The 12,840-nt window shown below is 48.9% G+C and carries 10 protein-coding genes and 1 pseudogene; 3 read left to right on the forward strand and 8 right to left on the reverse strand.

From position 1 onward, the window contains the following. Positions 1-6: 6 nt before the first annotated feature. On the reverse strand, positions 7-732 hold the full coding sequence (locus HA49_RS08165; RefSeq protein ID WP_038021945.1) for a FadR/GntR family transcriptional regulator: 726 nt from the start codon (positions 730-732) through the stop codon (positions 7-9). 272 nt (positions 733-1,004) lie between these two features. Here HA49_RS08165 and HA49_RS08170 point away from each other — a divergent pair, with 272 nt between their 5' ends. Both HA49_RS08170 and HA49_RS08175 read left to right on the forward strand, forming a co-directional pair. Further along, complete coding sequence (locus HA49_RS08170; protein WP_038021948.1) at positions 1,005-2,435, forward strand: gamma-aminobutyraldehyde dehydrogenase; 1,431 nt, start codon at positions 1,005-1,007, stop codon at positions 2,433-2,435. An 8-nt stretch (positions 2,436-2,443) separates the two neighbouring features. Then, positions 2,444-2,905, forward strand: a complete 462-nt coding sequence (locus tag HA49_RS08175; RefSeq protein WP_046791721.1) for an ester cyclase — start codon at positions 2,444-2,446, stop codon at positions 2,903-2,905. Positions 2,906-2,927: 22 nt separating this feature from the next. Here the strand turns inward: HA49_RS08175 and cho are convergent. From cho to HA49_RS08200, 6 genes and pseudogenes are all read right to left on the reverse strand, one after another. After that, positions 2,928-3,772 (reverse strand): annotated as a pseudogene (gene cho, locus HA49_RS08180) (excinuclease Cho). 219 nt (positions 3,773-3,991) lie between these two features. Then, on the reverse strand, positions 3,992-5,635 hold the full coding sequence (gene cydC / locus HA49_RS08185) for a thiol reductant ABC exporter subunit CydC (protein ID WP_038021953.1): 1,644 nt from the start codon (positions 5,633-5,635) through the stop codon (positions 3,992-3,994). Then, a complete protein-coding gene (locus HA49_RS21785) occupies positions 5,632-6,732 on the reverse strand; it encodes an ABC transporter ATP-binding protein/permease (protein WP_245610168.1) in 1,101 nt (366 codons plus the stop codon). The genes cydC and HA49_RS21785 overlap by 4 nt, the downstream gene beginning before the upstream one ends. Before the next feature lie 22 nt (positions 6,733-6,754). Then, positions 6,755-7,393 carry an ABC transporter transmembrane domain-containing protein gene (locus HA49_RS21790; protein ID WP_245610169.1) on the reverse strand — a complete coding sequence of 213 codons (639 nt, stop codon included), beginning with the start codon at positions 7,391-7,393 and terminating at the stop codon, positions 6,755-6,757. A gap of 6 nt (positions 7,394-7,399) precedes the next feature. Continuing rightward, positions 7,400-8,446, reverse strand: a complete 1,047-nt coding sequence (locus HA49_RS08195) for a cytochrome d ubiquinol oxidase subunit II (RefSeq protein ID WP_038021956.1) — start codon at positions 8,444-8,446, stop codon at positions 7,400-7,402. 16 nt (positions 8,447-8,462) lie between these two features. Continuing rightward, a complete protein-coding gene (locus HA49_RS08200; protein WP_038021959.1) occupies positions 8,463-9,908 on the reverse strand; it encodes a cytochrome ubiquinol oxidase subunit I in 1,446 nt (481 codons plus the stop codon). Positions 9,909-11,670: 1,762 nt separating this feature from the next. On the opposite strand from HA49_RS08200, the gene HA49_RS08205 reads away from it, so the two are divergent. Then, positions 11,671-11,922, forward strand: coding sequence for a DUF2534 family protein (locus HA49_RS08205; RefSeq protein ID WP_245610170.1), 252 nt, complete (start codon positions 11,671-11,673; stop codon positions 11,920-11,922). 24 nt (positions 11,923-11,946) lie between these two features. On the opposite strand, the gene HA49_RS08210 is transcribed toward HA49_RS08205, so the two are convergent. Continuing rightward, on the reverse strand, positions 11,947-12,813 hold the full coding sequence (locus tag HA49_RS08210; protein WP_038021966.1) for a helix-turn-helix domain-containing protein: 867 nt from the start codon (positions 12,811-12,813) through the stop codon (positions 11,947-11,949). Positions 12,814-12,840: the final 27 nt, after the last annotated feature.

Below are 12,840 nucleotides of genomic sequence, written 5' to 3' on the forward strand. Positions count from 1 at the left end.
TTTCCACTATGTTGTATGAATACTGAACTTAACTTCGATAAGTCTGGAAGTAAAATGATTCACTATATTTCCGGCAATACGTACCGCCTGTTCGCTATCCCGCTGTTCAAAAGCTGCCAGCAAATGGCGATAAAATCCCACAATTTGCAGGTGAAACTCATCAGACTGATACAGCATGGTCACCAATGCCGCCCATTCTGCCTGGACCATGAGTTCCTGGTTCGCAATCCGGGCTGATTGTGAGTTTGCCGCAATGGTGAGCAAACATCGCATGTCTGACTGGCAACGTATTTCAGGACTGGCAGACTGTTCCAGTGCCTCGACAAACCCGGTCAGAGCGGCCAAATCTTTGGCGGTCATCCTTTCGGTCGCCAGTCGACTGGCATGGCAGAAAATAGCGCAATGCCATTCGCCAAGATCTGATAAATATTCGGTACTGATTGACCGAAAACTGTCGCTGGGAAAAGCCTCTTTGGCAATTGACTCTGCGACAAAACTTCCACCATTTCGCCCGCGAGCGGTATAGATCAATCCTTTCGCTCTCAGGGTATTCAGAGCTTCCCTGATGGTGATATGTGATACACCCATCATCCGGGCCAAATCGGCTTCATTAGGCAATTGTTCATTGGCCGCGAGCAAGCCCGAAATAATCGCATTGGCCAGTCGCTGAATGATCTGGTCTGAACGGCTGGACTGGCCGATAGGTGAAAAAATCACAGCATGAGTAATCATAGACCTCGTGATTTCTTGTGTTATTGCTTAAAAGAATGGTGAGTATTGATAACATAAAACCACCGTCAATGATATGTCACCGGGCCCGCTTGTTCCGCGAGCCGACACAGGATTATCCCCCCTGCTATTTACGGAAAATATCACGACAATTTTATCACCCTTCGCCTGCTTTGCTCGCCAGTTGCCATATAAAAATCATATGACATCAACGCTATAAATCTTCATGTACCAATGATAAAACATAATAAAACTTATGTTAAAGGATATTTGTCATGCGTAAACTGTCTCACTATATAAACAATAGCTTCACCGCTGAAAGCAAAGGTGATTTTTTCCCGCTGATAAGCCCGGTGACAGGAGAGGCTTACGCATTATCTCCCGAGGCCGGACAGGAAGAAGTTGATGCAGCTTATCAGGCGGCACATCGTGCTTTTAAGCAATGGAAAAAAAGCACCCCCTCACAACGCCAGAGAGCGTTGCTATCACTGGCTGATGCTATAGAACAACATGCCGGGCAGATCATCGACGTACAAAGCCAGGAAACTGGCCAACTGAAACACTTTATTCGTCAGGAAGAAATTTCAGCTTCCTGCGATGCAGTGCGCTTTTTTGCTGGTGCAGCCCGTTGCCAGGAAGGTAAATCAGCCGGTGAGTATCTTGAAGGCTTCAGTTCTGTAATTCGTCGGGAGCCTTTGGGTGTTGTTGGCCAGGTAACACCATGGAACTATCCGTTTATGATGGCAATCTGGAAAATTGCTCCGGCTCTGGCAGCAGGCAACACAGTGGTCCTGAAGCCAAGTGATACCACTCCCCTTAGCACACTACTACTGGCAGAAATTGCTGCACCTTTTTTCCCTGCCGGCAGTATTAATGTGCTGCTTGGAAAAGCAACTACCGGCTCTATGGTTGTCTCATCTCCACAGGCAGCGATGGTTTCCATCACCGGTTCGGTAAGAGCTGGTTTACAGGTCGCTGCCTCGGCTGCTGCCAACCTGACCCGCGCACATCTGGAATTAGGCGGGAAAGCTCCTGTATTAGTGTTTGAAGATGCCGATATCGCAAAAGCAGCAAAGGTAGTGTGTACAGCCGGCTTTTTTAATGCCGGGCAGGATTGCACCGCAGCAACACGGCTGATTGTTCAGGAAAGCATCTATCCACAATTTCTCGACGCATTACTTAATGAAATCAGACACCTTCATTACGGATTACCCGATGACACAACGGCTTTGTATGGTGCGTTGAACAGTAAAAACCAACTGGAGCAGGTCCAGGGATTCATTGACCGTTTGCCTGCTCACGCAAAAATTGAAACCGGCGGCAGGGCAGGAAAAGGACCCGGTTTCTATTTCGAACCCACCCTGATCTCCGGCCTGCAGCAACAGGATGAAGCCATCCAACGGGAAGTATTTGGCCCGGTAATGACTTTGCAGAGCTTTAGTTCAGACCAACAAGGGCTAGAGATGGCAAACGATGTTGAATTCGGACTTGCAGCGAGTGTCTGGACCAGTGACCACCGCAGAGCACAGCTGATAAGTAATGATCTGGACTTCGGGACAGTATGGATTAACAACCACATCCCATTAGCTGCAGAAATGCCACATGGCGGGTTTAAGAAATCAGGCTATGGGAAGGATTTATCTGGCTATTCACTGGAAGAATATACGCGGATTAAACATGTCATGAGTGATATTTCATTAGGGTGACTTAACTGATGAACAAAAATCTTTGCTTCATGATTATGGCTGTCTGTACATCTGCCGCATCTGCCGCAGAAAGCCCGGTACAAATAGTGAAATCCTATATGGCCGCCTGGAATCATCATAATGCGCAGCAGGCGACTGACTATTTTTCACCAGAGGGAGTGTATTACGATGCCTCTGTGGGTACGCCGGTAACCGGAAAAATCGCTGCAGAGCAGCAGGTCATTGCTCCGTTTATTCAGGGGGTCCCTGATCTGCAATGGAAAATGGTAGGAGAACCCGTCTGGAATAAAACTACTGTGTCCTTTGAATGGGTATTTTCAGGGCACAATACCGGCAACTGGGCTGGCAGTCCGCCAACTGGCAAGGCGATTCAGTTCTCCGGTGTTTCTTTTATCAAACTGAAACAAGGTAAGATCACTTATCAGGGAGATTATTATGACTCTGCTACACTATCCCGCGAGCTGAAATAACCCATTCCGTACTGCGAAGACATCAACCGTTCAGCGGGATAATTTCATATTTCCCTGAAAGTAGTGGTTTGCAGAGGATCTTGTAGCCATCAATATCATAACCGTCCCTGACCCCGTACAGTTCGCGTGCCCGGGTCAGGTTGTCGGCTTCTCCCAGCCATACCCAGTGATCGATCACCTGATACTTTTCACCTTCACGCAAGGCAATCCGCCCCGGCCATGGCCAGCAGACGATTTTCAGTGAAGCGACTGCCTGCATTAACTGCGTTTGATGCTGCTCAGCAGAAATTACTCCGCAGCAGGCGCCCGAGCATTTACGCAAGGCGTGACGAAAACAGGCCCGCCCCGGGGGATTTTTTTCAATTCCCAGTAAGCCGTAGCAGAGTGAATTCTGATCGGCTATCTCCTTCAGGGCCCCCAGTGCGCTATAACGGTTTTTAAACAGGCCGTAGATATCTTCCGCGCCGTCCATTTCCTGTGGGGTGAGAGCAATAACACTCACCCCCTGATCGGTCAGTTTCAGGGTGTGCAGCAGACGGGTCTTGCGTAATCTTTTGTTAAACAGTGGCTTTAACTGTTTAATCAGTTGAGCCTCGAGCAGCAATGCGCCTATTTCTCCGGCAGTCTGCTGATAACGAATGTAACGGGTCTGACGCAACAGTTTTGCTTCATCAGTATTGCGGAAATGCGACAGTAGCCGTGCGCGCAGATTCACGCTTTTACCGATATACAGTGGCATGCTGTCACTTTCGCCATAAAAAAATAGACCCCGGGGGTCGCCGGGACATTTGCGGCCTCTTCGCGAAGATTATGGGGATAAACAAAAGGAATCGCTTCAGGTTGCCAGTCAGTCCGCCTGTTTCTCATAAAATAAATAACCTCTGATACAGTGCTGCTATTTTAGTCAGTTATCCCGTAGATTGCATCAGGCGGAGTCCGAAGACACATCATAAGCTACAGCCACTGAAGGAAGAAAACGGGATTTTTCGGATAACAAACAGGGAGCAGACTGAGGAGCAAAATGTTCCGGCATTATTACGCAGACCTGCACAGAAATTCCACTCTCTGTACAGGTCTGACGGTATATCAGCCTTCCAGTACCAGCCGGCTGTCTGCCAGCACCAGTGGCTGAATCTGGTGAGTGACCAGTAAGGTTGTTTTGCCTTTAACCAACTGTTGCAGAGAATGCAGTACCAGCCCGGTATTTGTGGCATCAAGCCCTTCAGTCGGTTCATCCAACAGGATAACCGGAGCATCAGACAGGAACGCACGGGCAATGGCAATCCTACGAGCCTGCCCGCCCGACAAACGAGCACCTAATTCACCGACCAGCGTATCCAGGCCGTGAGGGAAAGCCCTGATTTCATCGGCCAGAGAAGCCTTAGCCAGAGCCTGCCACAGGGTATCGTCATCGGAGTCAGGGGCCACCATCCTTAGATTATCGCGTACTGAAGCATTAAACAGATAGGTTTTCTGGCCGACCACTGAGATGGTCTGCCGCAATACCTGATCTGATAACTCCCTGACGGGATACCCGCCAATCGAAATCGTGCCCTGCTCACATTCCCAGAACCCCTGAATCAGGTTAAGGATGGTGGTTTTTCCGGCACCACTCGGGCCAAGCAGCGCCAGACAGTGTCCTTCCGGCACCTTAAAGCTCATAGAGTCGAGTACAGCGGGTTTATCAGCTGCATAACGCATAGTGACTGCCGAGAAGGTCAGATCAAAGCGTTCCGGTTTATCACTGGAGGCCGGCAAACGAATGGCAGGAGTGAGTTCTGCCATGGCAAAGATACGGCGCGCGGCCTCGCGGGTCACGCCGAGGGCTGCAAAGGCAGCCGGTAATGCAACAACGGCCTCGGTACTGGCAAGCACCGCAAAGATCAGCATGACAAAATCGTTACCTGCCAGCGCACCGTTATGAGCGGCACTGATTAACAGGATCAGCGTACAAAACATGCCAATCTGGCCTGCCAGTGCGGAAAGTGCATTACCCGCGGCAGCAATCCACGCCTGACGACGCTGCGCGGCAATCAGTTGCTGAGACAGTCGGCTCAGGTGTTCAGTCTGGCGATTAACTGCCCCGGCTATCTGTAACTCACCAAGACCGCGGATTAAGTCTGTGGAGGCAACCTGCAAAGATGCTCTCAACCCTGTCACTGCGTTGCCCGAGGCCCGGGTCAGCGAAGCGACAACGACCGGAATCACCACACCAGCAACCAGCAGCATCAGTGCATCAATCCCTGCGACTGCCGGAGAAAACCAGAACAGTACGCATAAAATGGCGACTGAAGAGATCAGCGCGGCAATCGCCGGAGCCAGAATGCGCAGATAGAAATTATCCAGGCTGTCGATATCTGCTCTGAGTCGGGTCAGCAGATCACCGTCACGAAACTCCTGCAGTCTGGCAGGCGCCAGCGGTTCCAGGTGTTTATAAAACCAGACACGCAGCACTGCCAGTAAACGCAGAGTTGCATCATGGGTAACCACCCGTTCCAGATAGCGGGCTAAGGTTCTCAGTACTGCCAGGCCGCGGATAGCGGCAGCAGGGGTAAAAAACTCCAGAGTCATTTTACCCACACCGGCCAGCGCCATCGAAGCGATAAACCAGCCGGAAAGCGCCAGCAGCGATACGTTCGACAGAATAACAACCACTGACAGGAGTATGCCAATAGCCATCCGTGCCCGCCACGGACGGGCCAGTGCTAACAGATGACGTAATTCGTTCATTCTGTTGCTCCTTTCTGCAAACGTTCAAGTTCAGCCAACACTCCGCCGCTTTGCAGCAACTCAGCCGGAGTTCCGGATTCAATCACCCTACCCTGAGCCAGCACCACCACCCTATCGGCCATCACAGCCACAGAGGTATCGTGTGTAATCACCAGCCGCGCAGAGTCCGGGAATGCTTTCACCAGGGCCGACATCATCTGATGTGCAGTATGGCTGTCAAGAGAGGACGTCGGTTCATCGAGGATCATTACCGGGGGTGCAGTGAGCAGGGCTCTTGCCATAGCCACACGTTGCACCTGGCCGCCGGACAATCCCTGGCCACCATCTCCAAGTTGAGTGGCATAACCCTCAGCGAATCCGTTGATGAATCCGTCAGCCTGTGCAAGCTGTGCCGCTTTCTTTAGCTCAGTGTCACTGGCCTGTGGATGGGCGAGGCAGATATTATCGGCAATCGAGCCCGCAAACAGTGTCGGCCGTTGCGGTAACCAGCCAATCTGTTTCTGCCACTCCGGCAGATCCAGTTGAGAAAGATCCACACCGTCGATCAAAATCTTTCCGCGGTTCGGACTGATAAACCGCAGTAATAGTCTGGCCAGCGTGGTTTTACCTGCCCCACTCGACCCGACGACTGCCAGTGTTTCGCCACGACGTAATGTGAATGAAATATCTTCGATACCGCCGCCTTCCGGATGCTGATAACCCAGATTTTCCACCCGAATTTCCTGTGGTTCAACAACGGACAATGCCTGAGCCGCAGTCTGTTCCGGCAGTTCGGTGTTAAGAATATGCAACAGGCCTTCTGTGGCACCGATGGCATCCATACGTGCATGATAATGGGCCCCCAGATCGCGCAGAGGTCTGAAAAATTCGGGGGCAAGTAACAGAGCAAATAAACCTGGTAAAAAGGCCAGATCGCCGTAATAGAGTCGGAAACCGACATAAACGGCCACCATGGCTGTGCTGATCGTGGCTAGAAATTCCAGTACCAGCGAGGACAAGAATGCAACACGCAATACCTTCATCGTGGTCTGACGATAATTTTCTGAGATTGCCGCAATAATTTCAGCCTGCCGACGGGCAGCATTTGTCTGACGCAACGTGGTCAGTCCGGCAATCACATCAAAAAACGTGGGCGCTCATCAGGCTAAGCTTACGCCACTGTTTGAGACTGATTTTTTCTGCACCTTTGCCGACAATAATCATGAAGATCGGTATCAGTGGCGCGGTGATCAACATAATCAGCCCGGACACCCAGTCCGACGGAAACAATGCGACCAGGATCGCTAACGGAACGACACCGATAATAATTTTCTGTGGCAGGAAAGCAGAGAAGTAAGTTTCGATAGCATCAACACCTTCACCCAGCGTACTGGCGATACTGCCGGTACGTTGTTGCTGGCTCCAGGAAGGTCCAAGAGCTGAAATACGTTCAAGTAAGGTGGAGCGGAGAGTCTGACGGATACGTGCGGCGCTTTCAAACGCAAAACCCTGGCGTAACAGTTCCAGACCAGCACGCAGTAACATCACCAGCGGCAGTAACCAGAGTGCCGGGAATAACCCCGACAGCTCTTTGCCACCAATAACCACACTGTCAATCAGCCATGCCAGTAACCAGCACTGGGCAATCATCATTACCGCATTCAGGGTAGCCATAACGACTGACAGGGAAAAGAGCGCACCAGCCTGGCGACGCTGGCTTGAAAGCCAGCGTTCTGCCAGGCGAGCGGCCGCTCCACTGAGGGGTGGGCGAGACGACATATAAGATTAGTGTCCGTGACCGACCAGTTTAGAGATACGACCGCGGAATACCCAGATCTGGTACCAGTTATACATCAGCATGACCGGAACAAATCCACCCATGGTCAGAGTGAATGTAATCAGGGAAACCTGCGGGGTCGCACCGGCCCAAATGGTCCATGTGTTAGGAACAATCCATGGGAACATGGTGAGAAGCATACCGAAACCAAGGATCAGCGCAGCGGCATTAAACCACAGGATAGCAGCAAAATCTTTGTCTTTCAGCGTATCACGACGTACCTGTTCAATACAGAACAGCGCTATCAGGCCAAACAGTCCCCAAATCCAGAAGTGCGGACCAAACCATTTAGCACGGGCCCAGTCAAAGTCGAATGCGCTCCAGACCCAGGTGACCACAACCGCAATAATCGCTAACCAGAAAGTTACCGCCGTCCAGCGGGCTGCAATCTGACGCAAAGGTTCACTCTTTTCAAAACGCGCGCGGACAAACAGCACACCAGCAAGAACCATGGCAATACAGGAAGCAACACCGGTCCAAATTGAGAAAGGCGTAATAAAGTTAAACGCCCCACCCGCATAGTGCGGAACACCCTGTGCCGGATTATCCAGAGCAAAGCCCTGCAGTACAGCACCCACGCTCATGCCACCGAAGAAGGTCACCGTCAGGCTGGAAATCCCAAACACGCCGTCAGAAAATTTCTGCCAGAAGGGTGAAGCCAGATGACGAAACTCCAGGGCTACGGCACGGGACATAATGCCCCACAATACCAGTGCCATAGGCACCATCAGGTAACTAAACGCAGAACCGTAAACAAACGGGAAGGTACCAAACATAATACCACCCGCAACAATCAGCCAGGTTTCGTTAGCATCCCAGGTACCAGCCATTGCCGCCATGATAGCACCGCGTTCGTGATGATCTCTGACGAACAGCGAGAAAATCCCTGCACCAAGGTCTGCACCATCCAACGCAATGTATAACAGTACGCTGATACCAAAAGCCAGCCACCAGGCAATAATCAAAAAATGCTGGGTATGATTTAGCATATCCATGTGTGTTCTCTCCGTATCAGACCGGTCTTATGTATTCAGGATGGTCAGCGTGCTCTTCGCCTTCCGGAAGATCCAGTTGACCAAGATGCTCATGACCTTCACCAGGGATTTTGCTGGATAAATCAGGCCCCATGCGAACGACTTTCGCGAGGAACCAGATTGTCCCGGTGACAACCGCTGATTCGAAAATTGCAAAACCAACAAACCAGAAAATTGCCAGGCCTGTCGTCATTGCACTCATACCATCTTCAGTACGCATTAGTCCGTAAACGATCCATGGTTGACGACCAATTTCACGCGTCCACCAGCCGGCAATCACTGCAATATACGGCAGTACAACCATAGCCACGGCAATCATCAGGAACCACTTATTAGACGATGCAGTTTCCGGAGTCATACGACGACGAGCGATTAACCAGACACCCCACAGGCTCACCAGCAGAAGTGCACCACCTGCTCCGGCCATCGCACGGAAAGCATAGAACGGCAGGACCACGGGCGGCTGTTCGTCTTTAGGGAAGCTGTTAAGACCACGAACCGGACCGTTCCACGTTTTGGTTTCAATCAGGCTCAGACCATGTGGAATAGAAATGGACCACGCCAGACCCGTACCTTCTTTGTTCGGCCAGCCGATAATGTTCCAGGCATTGTTAACATTGCCCTGAGCATCATAAGCATCATACTGACCTTCCATTGCTGCCAACGCCGCAGGCTTGTTCTCCAGGGTGTTCTCACCCAAAACATCACCCATGTAGACCTGGGCTGCAGCAACTACGGCCAGCGCAACCAGTGAATATTTCAAAGGACGAAGGAAAATATCTACATTGCGACGTTTGAGGACGAACCATGCACAGACAGCCACCACAAAAGTTAATGACAGCTCAAAGCTCGCCAGTAACATGTGCGGGAAGGCAGAGCGAACGTTAGCATTGAACAGTGCAGCAACCCAGTCAGTCACGACAAAAATGCCGTTTTTCAACTGAACACCGGTCGGTGTCTGCATCCAGGAGTTCGCGACCAGAATCCACATGGCCGAAAGAGTTGAGGAGAGAGCAACGTTAAAGGTCGCAAACAGGTGCATTTTGCGACTGATTTTACCCCAGCCAAAAATCATCAAGCCGATGAATCCGGCTTCATACATAAAGGCAGTAATGGTTTCGTATCCTAACACCTGACCAAAAAAAGGTCCGGCAGCCTGTGAGAAGCGGCCGTAAAGGATACCAAACGCCATTTCCATAGTGACCCCGGTAGCCACACCGGCACCAAAGTTCACGATAAACAGCTTTTCAAAGAAACGACAAATGCGATACCACTTCTCATCATTGTTCCTGACCCACATTGCTTCCGCGATGAAAAGCAACAAGGCCAGACCGATGGTCAGTGGCGGATAGATGATATGAATTGATGAGATTAGCGCGAAGTCAATCCGCGTAATCAGCGATGTGAGATCATTGCTTAACATTGCTATCTTCTTTTGTATTAAGTGACCGTATTAGCCCACGACACCCAGGTGCCTTGTCTCTTACCAGGCAGGTAGATTGATAAGAGATGAGACAGGAAGAGTAGAATCAGGTGTCGCACCATCCTTTCCTCTAAACGTCATACTGTTTCTATAGCACATATCTCTGCTTTCCACCGGAAAGAAGAACAAAAAATCGCCACCACGTCCATTTCCTCGCAGAGATGAACCTGTCACATCACTCACTACGGAGCTTTTGTCGGCAAAGCTTATTTGATAAGCGCTATGCAGTATTGACGACAAGCAAATTACTGCAGAATCTGAATTTGTTTATATAGAGATATACCCAGATTTTCGAGACGCAAATATTGTCATAAAAGAGCACAATACTGGTTTCTGTGTAGTCCGAATGAGTCCCAGTATATTCCTCTGCACCCGGATCTTGTCAAGAAAAATGTAGGTAAACCGCTTTTTTGTTGCACGGTGTATTATATTCATTCACACCGCACAAAATATTCCCCACTCAATAATGCAATTGTAACCAAACGAAAATTAATTTTTAATCTACTGCTATTTAAACATCGCCTCACGGTCACAAACCGATGAATTAATTTTTATTTAAACCATTTAAATCAGATAGTTACAAAACCACTCTCAGTGCACTAGCACATATCGTTAACTATTTATATATTCAGTTAAGAATACAATTCTGGATCAGATAATATTTTCAATAACCTACAGGTAATATAAAAACAGATTATGATCAAAATAAAACTTCAATTAAGTTATCAGTAGATAAACATAAAATACATCTGGATCGATATTTTATAACTTAAATAACCTTTCATTAACATGATAAAGATGAGAATAAGAACAATTACCATTTGTATGCATAATATAATTTTATTAAATTCAGCAAATTTTCATTTCCCTGGCTTCAGTATTTCTGGTGACCTCTGAAGCTTTTTCAGCTGCCCGGGACCCGGCGTTTTGGATGTCAGCATCGATACACCCGCCAGGACTGCAAAATGCCCTAAACCTGGTCGCTTGTTTAATCTCCTTTGCTGCTGTAGCAAAACGGAAGCAGGCAACCACCGATTGCAGAATGTCAGGCCAGGAGACGGTGAACGGAATTCATGAACGCCCTCATTCTCCCCTCCCCGTCTGTCGTTGTGTCAGAACTCAGGCACACCAATCCCCGACGTTCATCAAAGTGGCTGAGCACAGAAAGAAGCTTCATTACCCCTGAGCTTTGCAGAAGCGTAAAGTGCGGGTAGGTAGGAAATTTCCGCCCATCGGTGGAAGCAGATTAATTAATACAAAAATCATATTTAACAACATACAACAACTGTGTTTAATTACTGTTCAATAACTTAAAAATGATGATAGCCCACTAATTTTTGACAGCCAGTGATGCAAACACTGGCCTTTTTTTTACCTTGAGGTGAAAAAATCATTATTTTTCAAGTTATTAATCAAAATCAAATTCCCATACTCACCAGAACACGCCCTCTCCAATCTCCTCGACAGGTGGATTTTCCGCCAGATGTCCTGGTGCCTGCATATGGATATAAAGAATTAAAATCACCTTGGATATATCATTTAAATATTAACAGACTATATACCGTTTGACAGGAGTCGGATTTTATTCCTGACCGGGTTACACTCTATCGGCTAAATAATTCTTAGTCCGGAATATTCATTAATAACGGTGAGTAACAATGTATATTTCGGCAGGTAATTTCCAGGGCGAGGTGCGATGATAATGTTTAATAATAAAAAAACCCGTCACTTTATTAGTGGCGTGGTGGTAGTGGCTTTAATCGTTGGTGTCATTATGACACGGGCGATTATCGGTGGTGTTATCGATGAATATCATATTCCCTTCAGTCAGTGGCCTGCCGATCTGTATCTGACACAGTGTTTTATGATTGTCATCTACACTGCGGTGTTCACTGGCCTGCTTTCCATTCCGCTCTGGTACTTTTTCCTGGGCGAAAGTGATGATAAAAACTAAGACTTATCTGCAACAGACACGGCTCTATGGCCGTGCCTGACGATAGACTGACGGGCTCTGACCAAAGTGAGCACGAAACCGGTTACTGAAATGGCTCAGAGAGGAAAAACCGCATTCCTCCGCAATAGCCGTCAGTGACAACGGAGTATTCAGAAGTAACTGCTCTGCCGTGTTCATCCGTTTGATCATCACATATTGATGTGGCGACTGACCGGTACTCTGACGAAACATCCGCGCAAAATGATAATCACTTAATGACGCCTCTGCGGCCAGTTCTGCCAGAGTTAAAGGTGAACTTAACTGTGAGGTAATAAATTCATCCACCCTTTTCAGTACCCTTGGTGCCAGCCCACCCCGTACTTTTGGCAATTTCCAGTTAACGGTACTGTATTGTTGCACTAAACTCGTCATTAATAATGTGGTGGCAGTACTCAGCATCAGATGATTCGCCGGTTGTTGCCAGTCACAACTGAGCAAAAAGTGGCGATACAGCTGAGTAATTCGTGGATCTTCAGCGAAAACCTGTTCATCCAGCGAAATCATCTGCGGGCTGCGATCCCAAATTTTACCCGCCAGTTTCATCAAATGCTGTTCGGTGCAATAAAGATGAACAAACGAAAGTCTTGCGCGGACATCCCAGCATGACTCACTGTGAGCGGGCATCAGGCAGAAACGATCGGGTCCACCGCCATTACGCCAGCCATACGGAGTTTTATGCCAGGTATCGTAGCCATCGGCAATATACAAACTGAGAGTATGGTGATCACTCAGATTTGTCACCATGTCCTGACAGTTGAACCACGACGCTAACTGTATGCCACTGTCGAGCGTAACTGCTTCACGTAATTTTGTCTTGTGCCTTCGTAAAATATCAAAAGTCTGATAAGACATCGTTTCTCCGGTCCTCCTCTGCCACTT

It is taken from the genome of Tatumella morbirosei, from assembly GCF_000757425.2.
GTDB lineage: Bacteria > Pseudomonadota > Gammaproteobacteria > Enterobacterales > Enterobacteriaceae > Tatumella > Tatumella morbirosei.